Raw genomic sequence first — 18,361 nt, forward strand, 5'->3', positions numbered from 1 at the left:
CCAATCATTAACGGAGGGACCCATGAAAATTGCATTCCCGGTCAAAGAAGATAAAGGACTGGACAGCCTGGTCAACGACCATTTCGGCGTGGCAGAGCTGTTTCTGGTGGTGGATCTGGAAACCGGAGAGATCCAGCCCCGGACCAACCAGAAAATTGAAAACCCCAATGCCGGATGTAAAACCGGGATATTTGACAAAGCGGAATCCGTGGATGCCGTGGTCACCAAGTGTATCGGAGACGGGGGGCAGCGAAACATGCACAGCGCGGACATCCGTGTCTATGCCGCACAAAAAGACACGGTGGGCGAAAATTTAGAACTGATGAAATCCGGCGATCTTAAGCTGTTTCACATGTTCGATCTGTGCCAGGGCAAGAAAAACAAAAAAGAGGGTGGTTGCGGACATCATCACTGAATCAAACCCTGACTGCCATTATTTCAGCATAAAGGTGATATATCATGACCGGATCATTGACCATTCATCCCATTGTCTTAGGAACCAAAGTATTTGATAAAAGCATGATGACGTATCAGCACGGCCAGGGCCAGACTTATACCATTCCCATCTATGCCTGGCTTATCAAAGGCGGTGATCAGACCATCTTAGTGGACACGGGCGAGATGCACCCCATCCAGTCCCAAGACCGGGAAGCGGCCATCAACGGCAAAATATACACCTTTGAAGACGGGCTGGCCCGCCACGGGCTCACGCCCAAAGACATCGACATCGTGATCCACACCCATCTGCACACGGACCACTGCGAAAATGATTATAAATGCGAAAACGCCCGGTTCTTTGTTCATGAAAAAGAACTGGAAGCGGTGCACAATCCCCATCCCCTGGATTACCGGTATCTGGAGGACTATATCGAGGATGTTGAAGACAACGGCCAGATACAGGTGTTGACCGCGGACACGGACATTGTCCCGGGCATCCGCATGATCCACACCCCGGCCCACACCTCGGGCGGCATGACCGTGCTGGTGGATACGCCCAAAGGAAAAGCCGCCATCACGGGATTCTGCATTATTGACGAAAACATGGATCCACCGCCGGAAATTTTAGGAATGGAAATGGCTGTGATCCCGCCGGGCACCCATGTGGATGTCTACGAGGCATATAATATTCTGGAAACCGTGAAAAAACAGGCGGACATTCTCATTCCCCTGCACGAACCGCGGTTTGCAGCCATTGACGTGATCGGCGCGTAATTTTTCTGATTTTTTGATATAAATCAAGGAATAAATCTTTTCCCTTGTGTATCTTAAGCTTCATAAGGGGGAAGATAAACCGGCAATCGGGCGACCGATTGTCTCTTCCATAGATATCGTAAAAAAAATTTGTTCATAAACTGATTTTCAAGGAGATGATTATGCCCAAGGATATCCCTGTCACCAAACAGGTGCCGGCATCGGATTTAACCACTTGTGAAGCCACCCGCCAGATGCTGGAAAAAGCCAGAAAAGACGGCGTTGTTCTCAACCTGGACCGGGCCGTGGACATGAAACCCTGCCCCATCGGCGTGGAATCGGCCTGCTGCAAACATTGTTTCATGGGGCCCTGCCGCATCAATCCCAGGGACCCGTACAAAAAAGTCGGCATCTGCGGTGCCACCATCGACACCATCACGGCCCGGAACCTGGCCCGGAATGTGGCCACGGGATCAGCGTCCCATAATGACCACGGCCAGCACATCCTTCATCTGTTCAAAGGGATTATCGAAAAAAGCGTGACTGATTTTTCCATTGCCGATACCCTGAAACTGCAAAACCTGGCAAACGAGCTGGGCATTGATACTGAAGACCGGTCTGTGGAAGATGTGGCAAAAGACCTGTGCGATGAGCTGGAAAAAACCTTTTCCAATGTGGACGGGGAAATGCCGTTCATGAAACGGGTGCCCGCCGCCACGCTGGAATTGTGGCGCAAGGACGGCATCGTGCCCAGAGGCGCCATGAAAGAGATCATGGAGATGATGAGCCGGACCCACATCGGGTGCGACCAGGATTACAACCACCTGATGAAACAGATCAGCCGCACGGCCCTGGCCGACGGCTGGGGCGGTTCCATGGTGGCCACGGAACTGTCCGACATCATGTTCGGCACCCCGTCTCCCATTGTGGCGGAAGTGAACATGGGGGTGCTCAAGGAAGATCACGTGAACGTGATTGTCCACGGACACGAACCCGCCATGTTTGAAGGCATGCTGGCGGGGGTGAATGATCCGTTCTTCATCCAGGCCGCCAAAGACAAAGGGGCCGCCGGCATCAACCTGGTGGGCATGTGCTGCTCGGGTGCGGAAATGATGTCCCGCCACGGGATTCCCCATGCCGGCAATTTCTCGTCCACGGAAGCCGTCCTGGTCACGGGGGCCGTGGATGCCATGGTGGTGGATATCCAGTGCATCAAGCAGGGACTGGCCCAGGTGGCAAAATGCTATGACACCCATCTGATCACCACCAGCGACCGGGCCCATATCGAGGGGGCCACCCACATTCAATTTGACGAAACCGATCCCCGGACCTGCACGGATGAAGTCCTGATCAAGGCCATCTCCCGGTTCGGCGCCCGGAGCAAACCGATCCAGATTCCCAACCAGGTCCAGAAAGGGATTCAGGGATTTTCCCATGAATACATCGAATACATGCTGGGCGGCACGTTCAGAGGGTCTTATTCTCCGTTGAACGACAATATCATCAACGGCCGTATCCGGGGCGTGGCCGGGGTGGTGGGCTGCACCAACCCCAAGGTCAAGCAGGATTACGTGCATGTGGAACTGGTCAGGGAACTGATTAAAAACGATGTGCTGGTGCTCCAGACCGGATGTTCCCAGATCGCCCTGTCCAAAGCCGGTTTTCTCACGCCGGAAGCCGCGGCCCTGGCCGGTCCGGGACTGTCCGAGGTGTGTGAGACCGTGGGGATGCCGCCCGTGCTGGGCTTAGGATCGTGCGTGGACAACACCCGGATTCTGATTGCGGCCTCCGCCATGGTCAAGGCCGGGGGGTTGGGCAACAGCATTGCCGATCTGCCTGCAGCCGGGTGTGCGCCGGAATGGATGAGTGAAAAAGCCCTGGCCATCGGTCAGTATTTTGTGTCTTCCGGGGTTTACACGGTATTTGGTGTGGGATTTCCCGCCCTGGCCGGCACCCGGTTCCATGATCTTTTGTTTGATGGGCTGGAACAGCAGGGATACGGCAAATGGGGCATGGCCACGGACCCCATTGAAATTGCCAGGCTCATGATCGATCATATTGACAAGAAACGCAGACAGCTGGGCATTGACAAGGCCCGGGAAAGAGTGCTGGTGGACATGAACGACCGCCGGGCCCTGGCCTGATACCCTTTGCACAGCCAGGCCCCGGGTAAGGGGTGTCTTGCTGGCGGACTGTCGGAGCCACCCCGTGGATTCCAGGCCGACAGCAAGACACCCCACCCGGGGCCCCACTTTTTTCGGAAACGGTCTTTTGCCGCTTCCCCACACGCACATCATCCAGCCATCCGGAGGAACCGGTGCCTGCCGGCCGGTGAAAAAAAATTGACATCCCGCACAGGCCCTTATATAAATAAGCGGACAGACAATCAAAAACAAGGATCCTGTGCATGGGCCGCAAAAGCATCTCCCATATCCGAAAACCTGAAATCCTTCACCATACCTATAAAGTGGTGGAAGACGAAGGCTTCATGGGTATGACCATCGGTAAAGTCGCCACCCGCATGGGGGTCAACTCCGGGCTGTTGATCCATTATTTCAAAAGCAAAGAAGGCCTGATCATGGAAATGGTGGATTATCTGTTCAAAATTTCCATGAAATCCTATCACGCGGAACTGGAAAACCACACGGCCCCCAAAGACCGGTTTCAGTGCCTGATGCGCATTTTGTTCACCACCAGCGGTAAAGGACCCCAGCGGGATGCCGTGTTCTGGTCCTGTTACGCCATGGGGTTCAGAAATGCCGATATCCGGGACCGGATCCAGGCCATGCAGAAAAAATTCATTACTTTCGGCATCAGAGAAATCACGGCCTGGGAAAAGGCCGGTCTGGTCAGAGTTCCGGACAAGGAAAAGGCCGCGGCCACGATTCTTGCGCTTTCCGAAGGGTTCGGCATTCTTCGCAATTCATTGAAACACCTGGATTCGTTGGAAGAAATCGCCCGGACCATGCGGCAAAGTGCTTTGGATGCATTGGGTGCCGGTGGCGTGGGCCCGGGCAATGACGCTCCGGTTTCAGAACCTGAAGCCATCAGATCAGCAAAGACAGCGTCAGGGGAATAAAAGACAGCAGCGTGGAAACCATGATGGCCCCGGATGCCAGATCCGTGTCCGAGTTCAACTGCCCGGACAGCACATAAATCGCTGTGGACGTGGGCAAAGAAAAAAAGATCATGCCCGCCGTAAACGCCGTGCCCGTCACCTGAAATCCTTTGAGCAGCAAAAACCCTGACAGCGGCAGCAAAAGCAGCTTGATCCCGGCGGCCAGCAGCGATACCCCGGCATGATCGGCCAGACCCTTGAACCGCAAAGACCCGCCGATGGAAATCAATGCCAGAGGCAGGGTCACAGAGGTCATCAGAGAAAACGTATTTTGGACAAACACGGGAAACACCAGGTCTGACCGGGAAAACAAAAATCCGGCCACACATCCGATAATCAGGGGATTGGATACCAGGGCCCGGACAAAATATTTCAGGTTTTCCCGGATGGAGGGGTTGCCGCCGGAATACCAAACCAGCACGGACACGGACAGCACATTGATCACGGGAATGACCACCCCGGCCAGAATCCCGAAATGACGTACCCCGTCTTCACCCAGCACAGTCAACACCAGAGCCATGCCGATATAGGTGTTGAATCGAAAACAAGCCTGGCAGAACGATCCTGCCTGAAACGCGGAAATCTTAAAATACCGAATCGCCGCAAGGCTTGCGGCAAATGCCAGAAACACCCCGGAAAGCCCTGCCAGGCAAAGGCCGGCACTCACGCCCTGATCCGGGGTACTGGTCCCGATTTTCCAGAACAGCATAACCGGAAAAAACACATAATATACCAGCCGGTCGGACATGGCCAGAAACCGCGGGTCCGTCATGCCGGACGATTTTAAAATCCGGCCGAGCAGCAGCAGGATAAATAAGGGAAACAGGGTATTGAGGATCAGCATGTCAGAGAATGAACATCCGGTTTTCTGTGACGCTCAGAAACCGGGCACGGGTTTCGGTCACCTGAATGACGCTTTCAATGCCTGCGGCAAACCGGTCTTGAAAAATAAATTTGGGTTCCACGGCAAACACCATGCCGGGCATCAGTTCCTGTGGGTTGCCTTTGGACAGAATGGGCGCCTCCACCAGTTCCAGGCCCACGCCATGTCCGATAAACCGGGATTTAAGGTCCGGCAGCCCCAGAAACGCCTCAGCCAGGCCCAGTTTTTCCGCCCGATCCACGGCCGCGGTGAACACTTCGCCGGCTAAGATACCCGGTTGCATCATCTCCAGGACGTGGTGCAGGATATCAATGGCTGCCTGTCCGGCCTGTTCGGCCTGGGAAGGCAGCGTTCCGATCACCAGCATCCGGGTTTCGTCCATGTGGTATCCGTTGACCATGGTGCCTAAGTCCAGGAGGATGGGTTCGTTTCTCTGAATCAATTTATGGCCGGCCCCGTATGGATAGGCACTGCATGTGCCCGTGCCGCACACGGGACTGTCCAGAGCCCCGCCCTGACCGCCGGAAACCCCGCTCATGAGATGATGGGCAAATCCTTCGGCCCGGTAATGCCGCACCAGAAGCTTGCCGGAATGGCCATGGGCCCGGGCAAAGGCTTCCACACGGCCGCAAAAAGCGATCTCTGATTCTTCAGGGCGCATGTTTTCACAGACAAATGAAAAGGTCTGCCGGGACAGGTCGGCCACGGCCTGCATCTGTTCAATCTCCCAGCCGGATTTGATCATGCGGCAATCCATGATCACCGAGGCGGCATCCGTGAGAACGGCTGGATTAAACAATGTGTTAAAAAACTGAAAATCCCGCACGGGCACCACATCAAACGCCAGGCCGATGGACCGGGGCACCCTTCCTTGACATGAATGGATCAGCCCGGGGATGCGGGTGATGGATTCCACAGGGATCACGGAATCGATCCCGGTTTCCGCCAGAGCCCGGGGCAGATACCGTTTGACAAACAGCAGAGGATCCTGGTCCAGGGGCACATACAGATAGGCATCCTGGGCCGTGCCGGAAAAATAATAGATATCGGGTTTATGGGTCAGAAACACGGCCCCCGTGCCCGTATTTTCCATGCGGGTTTTCAGGGCCTGAATCCGGCGGGATATTTCAGAAACCGGAACCCGTGTCAAAACCGATTCAGTTTTCATCCAGAATTTTTCGGATGCTCTGGAGAAGATCCCGGGGACTGACCGGTTTTTGAATATATTTTTTGATCCCCATCCCAACGGCCGTGTCTTCGGAAATATCTTCACTGAAACCGCACCACAGAATGATCGGCATGTCCGGCCGGATTTCCAGAATTTTTTCAGACAGTTTATCGCCTGTCAGTTCCGGCATGGTCATGTCCGTGATCACCAGATCCGCACTTTTAGGGTCTGATTTAAACGCATTCAGCGCAGCGGCCCCGTTTTCAAACAGTGCCACCTCATATCCGTGGCCCGTCAGAAATTCCTCAAAAATCTGGCGGATCGCTTTTTCATCATCCACCAGCATAATGGTTTTTCTGCTGCGTTGAGATTGGGTCTTTGATACTGCCGGTGCCGGTGCCCGTGCCTCTGAAGCCGGTTTTTTTTCAGCCCCGGCCACCGGGAAAAAGATCTCCACCGTGGTCCCGTTGTCAGGCCGGGTGTGAACGATCAGCACACCGTCATGATCCGCCACAATCATCTGAACGTCGTTTAGATCCATGCCGCCTGTCAATTGCCCCGTCGTTTGGGCATCCGTATCCGGATGAACCGGTGTGTCAGGCGTTTTTCCATTTCTGTTGTGCCCGGTATCCGTGACAGACAGTTTCAGATACTCTCCTGCAGGCACTTCTTTGCCCTGAATCTGCAGGGGCTGAATAATTTGTTCCTCCGTCAGTGATACAGTCAGCACGCCCCCGTTTTTTTTCATGGTCTGATATGCATTCAGGCACAGGCCCATGAACATCTGATGAATTTTTGCCGGATCCGCCGGTATCATCTGTTTTGAATCCAGGCGGGTTTTCATTTCAATGAATGCCGGGAAAGACGACCGGAGCAGTTTCATGGATTCTTTTACAATCAGATATACCCGCAACTGTTTTTTCTGATCCCCGGTCTCACGGCTGAAGGACAATACCTGCTGCACCAGTTCAGCCGCACGCTGGGCCGCCGCTAACACCTGATCCATTTGTTCTGAGGCTTTCCGGGGGTTGTCCAGACTGATTTTAGCCAGCTGGGCATAACCGAATATCCCGGAAAGAATATTGTTGAAGTCGTGAGAGATGCCGGCCGCCAGCGTGCCCAGAGCTTCCAGTTTCTGTGACTGCTGCAGGCGAAGCGCCTGAGTCTTCTGCTCGGTCATATCCCTGGCAATGCCGTGAAAACCGACCGGGTTTCCATCCGATCCCGTTACAAGGGACACAGACGTATCCACATGCCGGACAGATCCGTCCTTTCGGATGAGCTGCCAGTCAAAGGCTTTGCATCCTTTTTTAGTCTCATACACCTGATTGAAGGTCTGAAACACTTTTTCGGCATTTTCTTTGTCCATGAAAATCCGGTTATTCATTCCCGTCATTTCAGAAGGATCATATCCTAAAATATCACACATGGCCTGGTTGAAACTGACAAGATTTCCTGCCAGATCAACCTCGAAATAACCGTCTTCAAGGGATTCGACAATGGCTTTGAATTTATTGTCCGCCACAGGCATTGGTTTCCTTTTTGATTTTCAATACACATTCTTTTTTAAGTTATTATTTTAAACTTATATCAAAGTTTTGCGCAATGCAACGTGTCTTGTCTGAAATTTCATTAAAATCCAGAACAAAAACCATGCCTTGAATTGACAATTCAGACCCAGACCTTATGATAAAGCAACTTTTAATTTATTTAAGGAGAAACAGATGCCTGATTTAACCGCTGTCATGGAAACCAGCAAAGGAACCATCCGCCTGAAACTGTTTGCCGATCAAACCCCTGTCACCTGCGGCAATTTTGCCAACCTGGCCAAAAGACAATATTACAACGGACTCAAATTCCACCGGGTGATCAATGATTTCATGATCCAGGGCGGCTGTCCTTACGGCAACGGCATGGGCGGTCCGGGATATGAATTTGAAAATGAATGTAAAAAAGAGATCAAACATGACAAACCGGGAATTCTGTCCATGGCCAATGCCGGGCCCGGAACCAATGGATCCCAGTTTTTCATCACCCACGGCCCCACCCCCCATCTGGACGGCATGCACACGGTCTTTGGTGTGGTTGAAAGCGATGCCGACCAGAAGGTGGTGGACAGCATCGTCCAGGGGGATACCATTGAAAGTGTCGAAATTCAGGGGAATGTGGGGTCTTTATTCAAAAAGATCACGCCCCGTCTGGATGAATGGAACAAGACCTTGAACAAAAATTTTCCCAAACTGCCCAAAGCGTAAAACGACAAAAAGCCGGACAATTCATTTTGTCCGGCTTTTTGTTTTTCTGCTCCGTTTTTTAACGATCAGGGCGTTGCCATATCGATATAAAAAGGGATCACATGCAGGGTATTGTTTTTTTCGTTGGTATGGCCCAGGCGCCAGTCTTTGACCGGCACCCCGGCGTCTTTGATTTTTTGGACCATGCCCTTGATATCGATGAGCGGATGCCGGGCAAACACTTTGGGCAACCCATGTGTCAGGCTGCACACCAGGCACTTGCCGGGCCGCTGAATCAAATGAAATCCCAGCTCCACGGTTTCCGGCTTGACGGACAGGCATTCCAGACGGATATCATAGGCCCCTTCGGACACATCTCCATACAAGGCCTCAAAAAACCGGTCACTGGTATGGGGCGGCAACAGCGTATCACAGAAATCCCGGGTAAAAATACTTTTCAGCGCATTCTGATTCATCAGATTCACCAATCCTTGACTTCCTCAAATGGTTTATGAATTAAGCCCTTTTTTTACAATAACCTGATCAAAAAAATCAAGATCAAAAAATACCGGTTCCTCCCTATGCCATACAAAACGGGTTTGCCGAATTTTTATCCGCTTTTTAATTTGCTGGCCCATTTTCTTTATGGTAAGGTAAAAAAAACTGGGGTATTGATCTGCCCCGAAAATTTGGTAGACTGAATTTTTCCGCTGAAAAAAATATTCAGCCAGGTGGAATCGATTTGAACAACCATGGGAACCCATACATTACATGGAAAAAATTGCACCTTCCAAAGGCTTTAAACTGAAACTGGCCGGCATGCCGGACACCAGTGTCATCCGACTTTCCCGACCGGCCACAGTGGGCGTTTCCGCCCTGGACATCCCCCACATCCGGCCCAAACTGCTGGTCAAAGAAAAACAAGCCGTCAAAACCGGCACCCCGTTGTTTCATGACAAACGGGATCCTGACATCCGGTATGTGTCTCCGGGCACCGGCACCGTGAAACAGATCCGGTTCGGCCCCCGGCGCCGCCTGGTCGAGGTGGTGATCGCCCTGGACGGCATGGACGATTTTGTGGAATTCGACCCCGTGTCTCCGGCAGACCTGAATTCCCTTTCAGACCCGGATCTGACCGACCGGCTCAAACAGGGCGGCATGTGGCAGACATTGCGGCAGCTGCCGTCCCGGGACACAGCGGACAGCCGTTCAACCCCGCCTTTGATCATTGTCTGCCTCAACGGCAATGATCTGTTTTCTCCGCATCCGGGCCGGGTCCTTGAGGATAAAATCAAACCGTTTGAATTCGGGCTGGCCATTCTTCAACGGTTCAGCGACCGGGTCATTGTCGCGGCCCGCAAAAGTTCCATGGACCGGCTTGAACCGGTCCGACATAGAATCACCCATCAGGTGGCAGACATCTATCCGGCCTGGGACCCGGGCGCGATTTTATATCACATTAAAACAAAGGCGGAAGAAAACCAGGCCTGGTATATCCATGTGGAGGGCCTGATCCGGATGGCTCGGTTTCTGGAAACGGGCCGGTATCCCGTGGAAACCATGGTGACCGTCACCAAAGGGCACGACAAAAAACCGCATATGATCACCCGCTTAGGCGCACCTGTCCGGTTGCTGGCCGGCAATTTTTCTCCCGAAAGTGTGATCACCACAGGCCAGCTCAACGGAAGGAAAGTGGACCCGGATACCCACCTGGGTTTTTTTGAAACCACGTTGAACATTCTTCCGGACGCGCCCGATGATGAGATGTTCGGATTCCTGAGGCCCGGGCTGAACAAGCCCACAGTATCCAAAACCTTTCTTTCCTGCCTTGTGAACAAAGAAGTTCAGCTGGACGGTACCCTGCACGGCGAAGAGCGGGCCTGTATCAACTGCGGGTATTGTGAAACCATCTGCCCCGTGGATCTGATGCCCAGTTTCATCATGAAGGCCCTGCACGGGGACGACATTGAAGAGGCTTTGCAGCTGGGACTTCTGGATTGCTGTCGATGCGGGCTGTGTTCTTTTACCTGCCCGTCTAAAATCGAGCTGACCCAGATTCTGTCTTTGGGTATGGATACCCATCACAAGGATAAACAAGGATAACCATACGATACCATGAATCCCATCAAAAAAATATTCGATCTGCTGGAACACGATTTCAGTGAATCCGGAAATTTCGCGAAACTGGCGCCCCTGTTTGATGCCACCAAAACCTTTTTCTTTCTGCCGTCCCCCAAAACCCGCATAGGGCCTTTTATCCGGGATCACCTGGATCTGAAACGTTACATGAGCGTGGTGCTGCTGTCTTTGATGCCCGTGCTGTTTTTCGGCATGTACAACACGGGGTTTCAGTCCGGTCTGGCCAGAGGAGAATCCCTTGATTTCTGGAGCGCCTTTCTGTCCGGGGCCTGGGTGGTGATGCCCATTGTCATTGTGTCCTATGCCGTGGGATTTTTCTGGGAGATCCTGTTTGCCGCCATCCGGCGCCATCCCATATCGGAAGGGTTTCTGGTCACGGGCATGCTGTTCCCCCTGACCCTGCCCCCCACCATCCCCCTGTGGCAGGCGGCTTTGGGCATCTCCTTCGGTGTGGTCATCGGCAAGGAGATCTTCGGCGGCACGGGCCGGAACATTCTGAACCCGGCACTCACGGCCCGGGCGTTTGTGTTTTTCTCCTATCCCGTGACCATGTCCGGCAATGTATGGGTGGCCGGTGCCAATGCCGTGGACGGCATCACCGGTGCCACGGCCCTGGCCGTCACGGCCGACGGCGGCACCAGCCTGACCGCGGCCCTGGCCGACCAGGGATTCACCCTGCCGCATCTGTTTTTCGGGCTGGTGCCCGGCAGTATCGGAGAAACCTCGGCCCTGTGCTGCCTGATCGGAGCCGCCATTCTGACGCTCACCCGCATCGCCAACTATCGGATCATTCTGGGCGGCATGGCCGGACTGATTCTGACCGCGCTGCTGACCTGGCTTCTTCCGGGCACCTACGGCACCTGGGCCGATGCCGGCCCATTGTACCATCTGTGCGCCGGCGGGTTTTTGTTCGGCATCACCTTTATGGCCACGGACCCCGTGTCTGCGCCCGGCACCAATCCGGGCCGGTGGATTTTCGGGTTTCTCATCGGATTTCTCACCGTGATCCTGCGGGTGGCCAACCCGGCCTTTGCCGAGGGCGTGATGCTGGCCATCCTGTTCATGAACGTATTTGCCCCGCTGCTGGATCATCTGGTCATGAAACACCGCATTTCAAAGAGGATTCCCAATGTCTGACAAAAAGCAATCCAACCGGTCATTTAAAAACAGCCGGGTCTATGTGGTTTTCTTTGCCCTGGCCGTGGCCCTGGTGTTCAGTGTGCTGATCACATCCGCCGCCACCATGCTCAAGCCGTTACACCAGCAGAACCGGATTCTGGATAAAAAAACCAACCTGCTGGAAGCCGCCAATCTGCTGCCGGAAAATGAAAGACTGACCCCTGAAAAGATTCAGACCATCTATGACACCCATATCCGGGAGGTCCATGCCGATCCCCGGGGACAGATCCTGAGACAGGCCACGGGGGACAGTCTCCAACTGTACCTGATCCATACGGATCAGCAGGTACAGGGATATATTGTCCCCATCAGCACCCGGGGGCTGTGGGGGAAAATCCATGGATACCTGGCGTTTGAAGCCGACGGTGAAACCGTGGCCGGCTTTTCCGTGTACAGCCATTCGGAAACCCCGGGCCTGGGCGGTGAAATTGAAAGCCAGTGGTTTCAGGACAATTTCAAGGGCAAAAAAATTCTCAACGCCCACAATCAGCTGGTTTCCGTGAGCATTGCCAAAGGCAAATCCGAGAACCTGCCGGAAAACCTCCAGGACCATTACGTGGACGGCATCTCCGGGGCCACCCTGACCGGACGATACCTCAGTGAAGGGCTGGAGGAGACATTGACGCAATATGAACCGGTTTCCATTATTTTCCGCCAGAAAAAAGGAAGCCAGACCCATTTAGACACACTGCTGGATGAATAAGGATATTTTCATGCAAAACGATCTTTCTCACTACAAAGAGATTCTGGTCAAAGGCATCTGGAGGGAAAACCCCGTGGCCTACCAGGTGCTGGGTATCTGCTCGGCTTTGGCCGTCACGGTCAAAATGTCCACGGCCCTGGTCATGAGCATTGCCCTGACCCTGGTGGCGGCGTTCTCCGGTTTGATCATCTCCAGCCTGCGCCACTTGATCCCCTCCAACATCCGGATCATTGTGGAACTCACGGTCATTGCCTCTCTGGTGATCGTCACGGACCAGATCCTCCAGGCGTATTTATATGATATTTCCAAACAGCTGTCCATTTTCGTGGGCCTGATCATCACCAACTGCATCATCCTGGGAAGAGCCGAGGCGTTCGCTCTGGCCAACAATCCGGCGGATTCTTTTGTGGACGGCATTGCCAACGGTTTAGGCTACAGCATGATCCTGATGGCCGTGGCATTTTTCCGGGAACTGCTGGGATCCGGACAGTTTTTCGGCATTTCCGTGATCCCTCAGTTTGTGTATGATATGGGGTTCCAGGACATGGGCATCATGGTACTGGCACCGGGCGCGTTTTTCATCATCGGCCTGCTGGTCTGGCTCAAAAACAGCCTGCCCGGCGGCATATCCCACGAAAAAAAATAAGGAGCTGCCATGGGCGATCTGCTGAGTCTGTTTGTCAATTCCGTGTTCATCGGCAATATCCTGCTGGCCTATTTTCTAGGCATCTGTTCGTTCATTGCCGTCTCCAAAACCATTGAAACCGCCACGGGACTGGGACTGGCCGTGATTTTCGTTTTAACGGTCACCAGTCCCGTGAACTGGTTGATCTACCACGGGCTGCTGGCCCCCGGGGCTTTGGCCTGGGCCGGATTTCCGGAAATGGATTTGAGTTTTTTAAAATACATCACATTTATCGCCGTGATCGCTGCCATTGTTCAGGCCGTTGAGATGGTCATTGACCGGTATTCTCCGCTGCTGTATGCCAGTCTGGGGGTGTTTTTGCCCCTGATTGCCGTCAACTGCGCCATTTTAGGGACTTCGCTGTTCATGGTGGAACGCAACCACACCTTTGTCGAATCCGTGGTGTTCGGTGCCGGGTCCGGCACGGGATGGATGCTGGCCATCGTGTCCATGGCCGCCATCCGCAAAAAAGTGCGGTATGCCGATGTCCCGGCCGGGCTGGACGGGTTTGGTTTTATCATGATTATTGCCGGGCTCATGGCCATGACCTTTATGATGTTCTCAGGCATCACCCTCTAGCATAACTTAAGGAGCGTGCAGTGATTTACCTTGTCAGTTTGTTGATATTTTCCGGCGTGATCATTATCCTTGTGTTTGTGCTTTTATTTGTGGAAGCCAAAGTCACCACCCAGGGCAGCCACACCATTACCATCAACGACAGCAAAGACGATGCCCTCACGGTTTCCGGCAATCCCACGCTGTTGTCGGCCCTGGCACAAAATGACATTTTTCTGCCGTCCGCCTGCGGCGGGTCCGGGTCCTGTGCCATGTGCAAATGCAAGGTAACGGACGGCGGCGGCGCCATCCTGCCCACGGAACTGGCCCATTTGTCCCGAAAGGAAAAACTGGAAGGGGTCCGGCTGTCCTGCCAGCTCAAGGTCAAGCAGGACATGGCCATCCAGGTGCCGGAATCCATTTTCGGCATCAAAAAGGTCAACGCCGTTGTGGTGTCCAATGACAATGTCTCCACCTTTATCAAAGAGCTGGTGCTGGAACCGGAAGAACCCATTGAATTTGAAGCCGGGGCCTATATCCAGATCGATGTGCCTGAATACGAGCTGACCTTCAAGGATTTCCAGATTGACAGCAAATATGTGAGTGAATGGAAAAAATACAATCTGTTCGATCTGGCAGCCAAAGGGATCAAGCCGGGGTTCCGGGCCTATTCCATGGCCAATCCCCCCCATGAAAAAGATATTATCAAACTCAATGTGCGCATTGCCACGCCGCCGCCGGGCACGGAAAGCATTCCGCCCGGATTCGGGTCCTCATTCATCTTCGGGCTCAAACCCGGAGACAAGGTGCAGATCAGCGGTCCCTATGGCGATTTCATGGCCAAAGACACGGACAAAGAGATGTGCTTCATCGGCGGCGGGGCCGGCATGGCGCCGCTGCGCAGCCACATTCTCCACCAGCTCGAAGGCATCAACAGCGGACGGAAAATGTCTTTCTGGTACGGAGCCAGGTCCGTCAAGGAGATGTTTTACCATGAGGAATTCACAAATCTGGCAGAACGGTACGACAATTTCACCTATCATATCGCTTTGTCCAGTCCGGAAAAAGAAGACAACTGGACCGGGCTTACCGGATTTATCCATACCCATCTCATCGATGCCTACCTCAAAGACCATGAGGACCCCACGGAGATCGAATACTACCTGTGCGGCCCGCCGCCCATGATCGATGCGGTCATTGAATCCCTGTACGACCTGGGCGTGGAGGATGACATGATTTTTTTCGACAAGTTCAGCTGATGGACAATATCACGTTTCTGGGGAAACAGTTGAAAAATCCCCTGGTCCTGGCCTCGGGCATTCTGGGCAACAATGCAAAAATTCTGGAACGGGTTCACAAGGCCGGGTGCGGCCTGGTGACCCTGAAATCCATTGGTCCGGCCCCCAGAGACGGACACAGAAACCCCACGGTCATAGACTTAGGCGGCGGCATGATCAATGCCGTGGGACTGCCCACCCCGGGATATGACCACATGGATGCGGAATGGCAGGCCCTGGCGGACCGGGATTTTCCTGTCAATGCCAGTATTTACGGCGGGTCTGTGGCAGAGTTTGTCAAAGTGGCGCAATTCGTGTCCGACCAGGGACCGGATTTCATTGAAATCAATATCTCCTGCCCCAATTCCGATCACCACGGCATGCTGTTCGGCGTGGATGAAAAAGCGGCTTTTGCCGTCACAAATGCCGTCAAAAAAGTGATTTCCGTGCCGTTGATCGCCAAACTCACCCCGGCGGCCCCGGATATCGGGAAAATCGCCAAAGTGTGCGAGGATGCGGGAGCCGATGCCATCTGCGCCATCAACACGGCCGGACCGGGCATGGTCATTGACATCGAGGCAAGAACGCCCGTGCTGGCATTCAAAAAAGGCGGGTTGTCCGGCCCCATGATCAAACCCGTTGCCGTGCGGTGCGTGTATGACATTTACCGGGCCGTGTCCATCCCGATTATCGGCTTAGGCGGGGTCACCACGGGAGAAGATGCCGTGGAAATGTTCATGGCAGGCGCCACCCTGGTGGGCATGGGATCGGCCGTGCGGTACCGGGGCATTCATGTGTTCGATCTGGTGTACCGCGAGCTGACCGACTGGCTGGCAGCCCATCATTTCACCCGGGATGACATTATCGGCGCGGCCCATAACCCCATTGCCGGCCCGGATTCAACTGCAAAAAAATCCAGGAAAACCCCATGATCGTTGACCAGAAGCCTGTCATGCTCACTGTGGCGGAAAAAACCGTGCATACCGCGGTTTATACCACCCTGTTTTTTGATTTTGCCATTGATTTCCGCCCCGGGCAGTTCGTCATGGTATGGCTGCCGGGAATCGATGAAAAACCCTATAGTCTTTCGTACCACTCCCCCACCCGGTTCGGTATCACCATCGAAGCCAAGGGCCTGTTTTCCCGCCGGGCCGCCGATCTGAGTCCCGGGGATTTTGTGGGCATCAGAGGGCCTTTCGGCAACGGGTTTGATATCATTTCCTCACCCCATACGGCCGTGGTGGCCGGCGGCTGCGGCATGGCCCCGTTAGCCCCCCTGGTGGAACGGCTGCACCCGGACCTGTTTTTCGTCCATGGCGCCAGAACCCGGGAGTTTATCCTTTTTCCGGACCGGTTTGCCGCAAACCGCCATATCACCACGGATGACGGCAGCCTGGGCCACAAAGGAATGGTCACCGACCTTTTAGCCGCAGAGATCCGGCGCCGGGCTGATCAAGGCGCCCCCCCGTTTGACAGGGTGTATGCCTGCGGCCCTGAGGTCATGATGCACGCCGTGTTCACCCTGTGTGACGCCCACGGCATTCCCTGCCAGGTGTCTCTGGAACGGTATATGCGGTGCGGGTTCGGCGTGTGCGGTGCCTGTGTGTGCAGCGATCAGGTGGTATGCAAAGACGGGCCCGTGTTTGACTCCAAACAACTAAAAAAAATGCCGGATTTCAACCGCACGGCCCTGCTTAAATCCGGACATGCCGTGCCCTTGTCCGAGTATGTTTCCTGGCGCTGCCTGTGACGGCTTTTGTAATGCGAATTTAAGACAACCTTGACACCCCAGAGGATCCAAAAAACCCATGACCGACAAAGAATCCTTCATCCGCTTTCTGGTGGAATGCAACGCCCTGAAATTCGGAGAATTCCAACTGAAAAGCGGCCGTATCGCCCCCTATTTCATCAACACGGGCATGTTTGACACGGGCAGAAAAATCACCCACCTGGGAACCCACTATGCCAAAGCCGTGCACCGGCATTTCAGCAACGGATTTGACGGCATTTACGGCCCGGCCTACAAAGGCATCCCCTTGTGTGTATCCACGGCCATGGCCATGGCGGATATGGGCCATGACACGGGATATGTGTTCAACCGCAAGGAAGCCAAAACCTATGCCGACAAAAGCAGCACCGTGGGCATGGCCCTGGACGGTGACACCCGGCTCATCCTGGTGGATGATGTCATCACCTCGGGCAAGGCCATCAGAGAATCCCTGGAGGTCCTGAAAACCAGCGGCAATCCGAAGGTCAAAGGTATTGTCATCAGCGTGGACCGCCAGGAAAAAGGCACCACTGAAAAAAACGCCCTGACCGAGGTGGCTCAAACCCTGGGGATACCCATTTTTGCCATTGTTACCCTGGCCGATATTACCGCATTTCTGCACAACCAAGAAATCAACGGCCAAGTGATCCTGGATGATGCCATGATGGAAAAAATCAAAACTTATCTGGCGCAATACGGCAGCGCCTGATCCATATGAAGCCTCCTGGGGAAGGCAAATCACACATGATTGACCGGTTGACCCAAATCTATCAGCTGTATGACCGGATCACGGGATCAGCGGCACGGGCATGCGGCCCGGGATGTGCCGGCTGCTGCACCTGCAATGTGACCCTGACAAGTCTTGAATCCCAGGTTATGACCAACCGCCTGTCTTCATCCCGGCGTCAGGCGATTTACGCAATAATCACACAAAGATTTCCGGAAAAACGGTATATCCCTAAAACAAGCACCAACCGGTTTGCCAGGCTGTGCATGGAAGATGCCGATCTGCCGGAAGAAGAAAACGATCCCGCATGGGGCAAATGCCCACTGCTGGAAAATGATTTGTGCACAGTTTATGATGTCCGGCCGTTCGGGTGCCGGGCCATGGTCTCGGAAACCGATTGCAGGGACACGGGCAGCGCACAGATGCCCTCCTGGGTACTCACAGTGAACAACGTGTTTTTACAGGCCATCGAACACCTGGACCAAGACGGATATTCCGGCAATCTGTCGGATATGCTGCTGGCCTTGTCCGACAATGATGTGACCGGTCTGGATATGCAGAATCATGATTTGAAAAACCACGGATTGTTCGTTAAAAACGAACCCATCACCTGCCTGATGATCCCGCCGGAGCACCGGGAGCAAATGGCACCCATTGTCAGGGATCTGTCAGAGCTGATCAACACCGGCCTTGAACGGAATCAGGGTCAGGATCAAGGCAACGACCGGTAATGC

Annotated in this window: 19 protein-coding genes; 15 read left to right on the plus strand and 4 right to left on the minus strand. The window is 53.9% G+C overall.

Annotated elements, in window-relative coordinates; translation table 11 throughout:
• The first annotated feature begins 22 nt into the window (after window positions 1–22).
• From K365_RS0117795 to K365_RS0117815, 4 genes are all read left to right on the plus strand, one after another.
• Window positions 23–415 (plus strand): NifB/NifX family molybdenum-iron cluster-binding protein, encoded by a 393-nt coding sequence (locus tag K365_RS0117795; RefSeq protein ID WP_006968605.1) that lies wholly within the window; start codon window positions 23–25, stop codon window positions 413–415.
• A 44-nt stretch (window positions 416–459) separates the two neighbouring features.
• Window positions 460–1,212, plus strand: a complete 753-nt coding sequence (locus tag K365_RS0117800) for an N-acyl homoserine lactonase family protein (protein WP_024335670.1) — start codon at window positions 460–462, stop codon at window positions 1,210–1,212.
• Between the two features lie 161 nt (window positions 1,213–1,373).
• Window positions 1,374–3,335: an anaerobic carbon-monoxide dehydrogenase catalytic subunit gene (gene cooS, locus K365_RS0117805; protein WP_024335671.1), complete on the plus strand. Its 1,962-nt coding sequence runs from the start codon at window positions 1,374–1,376 to the stop codon at window positions 3,333–3,335.
• Window positions 3,336–3,598: 263 nt separating this feature from the next.
• A complete protein-coding gene (locus K365_RS0117815) occupies window positions 3,599–4,270 on the plus strand; it encodes a TetR/AcrR family transcriptional regulator (protein WP_024335672.1) in 672 nt (223 codons plus the stop codon).
• On the opposite strand, the gene K365_RS0117820 is transcribed toward K365_RS0117815, so the two are convergent.
• The 3 genes from K365_RS0117820 to K365_RS25910 are packed head-to-tail and all read right to left on the minus strand — an operon-like array spanning window position 4,239 to window position 7,891.
• Entirely contained in the window at window positions 4,239–5,153 is a 915-nt protein-coding gene (locus K365_RS0117820) for an AEC family transporter (RefSeq protein WP_024335673.1), read from the minus strand. The genes K365_RS0117815 and K365_RS0117820 overlap by 32 nt on opposite strands.
• A gap of 1 nt (window position 5,154) precedes the next feature.
• Window positions 5,155–6,360 carry a M24 family metallopeptidase gene (locus K365_RS0117825; protein WP_024335674.1) on the minus strand — a complete coding sequence of 402 codons (1,206 nt, stop codon included), beginning with the start codon at window positions 6,358–6,360 and terminating at the stop codon, window positions 5,155–5,157.
• Entirely contained in the window at window positions 6,350–7,891 is a 1,542-nt protein-coding gene (locus tag K365_RS25910; protein WP_024335675.1) for a hybrid sensor histidine kinase/response regulator, read from the minus strand. Before K365_RS25910 ends, K365_RS0117825 begins: the two co-directional genes overlap by 11 nt.
• A gap of 193 nt (window positions 7,892–8,084) precedes the next feature.
• On the opposite strand from K365_RS25910, the gene K365_RS0117835 reads away from it, so the two are divergent.
• Window positions 8,085–8,615, plus strand: a complete 531-nt coding sequence (locus K365_RS0117835; protein WP_024335676.1) for a peptidylprolyl isomerase — start codon at window positions 8,085–8,087, stop codon at window positions 8,613–8,615.
• 65 nt (window positions 8,616–8,680) lie between these two features.
• On the opposite strand, the gene K365_RS0117840 is transcribed toward K365_RS0117835, so the two are convergent.
• Window positions 8,681–9,070: a hypothetical protein gene (locus tag K365_RS0117840; RefSeq protein ID WP_024335677.1), complete on the minus strand. Its 390-nt coding sequence runs from the start codon at window positions 9,068–9,070 to the stop codon at window positions 8,681–8,683.
• Between the two features lie 295 nt (window positions 9,071–9,365).
• Here K365_RS0117840 and K365_RS0117850 point away from each other — a divergent pair, with 295 nt between their 5' ends.
• The 10 genes from K365_RS0117850 to K365_RS0117895 are packed head-to-tail and all read left to right on the plus strand — an operon-like array spanning window position 9,366 to window position 18,358.
• Window positions 9,366–10,697, plus strand: a complete 1,332-nt coding sequence (locus tag K365_RS0117850) for a 4Fe-4S dicluster domain-containing protein (protein WP_024335679.1) — start codon at window positions 9,366–9,368, stop codon at window positions 10,695–10,697.
• A gap of 12 nt (window positions 10,698–10,709) precedes the next feature.
• Complete coding sequence (locus K365_RS0117855; RefSeq protein WP_024335680.1) at window positions 10,710–11,870, plus strand: NADH:ubiquinone reductase (Na(+)-transporting) subunit B; 1,161 nt, start codon at window positions 10,710–10,712, stop codon at window positions 11,868–11,870.
• A complete protein-coding gene (locus K365_RS0117860) occupies window positions 11,863–12,615 on the plus strand; it encodes an FMN-binding protein (protein ID WP_024335681.1) in 753 nt (250 codons plus the stop codon). Before K365_RS0117855 ends, K365_RS0117860 begins: the two co-directional genes overlap by 8 nt.
• 10 nt (window positions 12,616–12,625) lie before the next feature.
• Window positions 12,626–13,261: an NADH:ubiquinone reductase (Na(+)-transporting) subunit D gene (locus K365_RS0117865; RefSeq protein ID WP_024335682.1), complete on the plus strand. Its 636-nt coding sequence runs from the start codon at window positions 12,626–12,628 to the stop codon at window positions 13,259–13,261.
• Window positions 13,262–13,270: 9 nt separating this feature from the next.
• Entirely contained in the window at window positions 13,271–13,879 is a 609-nt protein-coding gene (gene nqrE, locus K365_RS0117870; RefSeq protein WP_024335683.1) for an NADH:ubiquinone reductase (Na(+)-transporting) subunit E, read from the plus strand.
• A 20-nt stretch (window positions 13,880–13,899) separates the two neighbouring features.
• A complete protein-coding gene (gene nqrF / locus K365_RS0117875) occupies window positions 13,900–15,114 on the plus strand; it encodes an NADH:ubiquinone reductase (Na(+)-transporting) subunit F (RefSeq protein ID WP_024335684.1) in 1,215 nt (404 codons plus the stop codon).
• Window positions 15,114–16,064, plus strand: coding sequence for a dihydroorotate dehydrogenase (locus K365_RS0117880; protein WP_024335685.1), 951 nt, complete (start codon window positions 15,114–15,116; stop codon window positions 16,062–16,064). The genes nqrF and K365_RS0117880 overlap by 1 nt, the downstream gene beginning before the upstream one ends.
• On the plus strand, window positions 16,061–16,882 hold the full coding sequence (locus K365_RS0117885; protein WP_024335686.1) for a dihydroorotate dehydrogenase electron transfer subunit: 822 nt from the start codon (window positions 16,061–16,063) through the stop codon (window positions 16,880–16,882). The genes K365_RS0117880 and K365_RS0117885 overlap by 4 nt, the downstream gene beginning before the upstream one ends.
• Before the next feature lie 58 nt (window positions 16,883–16,940).
• Window positions 16,941–17,609, plus strand: coding sequence for an orotate phosphoribosyltransferase (gene pyrE / locus K365_RS0117890; RefSeq protein ID WP_024335687.1), 669 nt, complete (start codon window positions 16,941–16,943; stop codon window positions 17,607–17,609).
• A 35-nt stretch (window positions 17,610–17,644) separates the two neighbouring features.
• Window positions 17,645–18,358 carry a hypothetical protein gene (locus tag K365_RS0117895; protein WP_051147863.1) on the plus strand — a complete coding sequence of 238 codons (714 nt, stop codon included), beginning with the start codon at window positions 17,645–17,647 and terminating at the stop codon, window positions 18,356–18,358.
• Window positions 18,359–18,361: the final 3 nt, after the last annotated feature.

The organism is Desulfotignum balticum DSM 7044 (assembly GCF_000421285.1).
GTDB lineage: Bacteria > Desulfobacterota > Desulfobacteria > Desulfobacterales > Desulfobacteraceae > Desulfotignum > Desulfotignum balticum.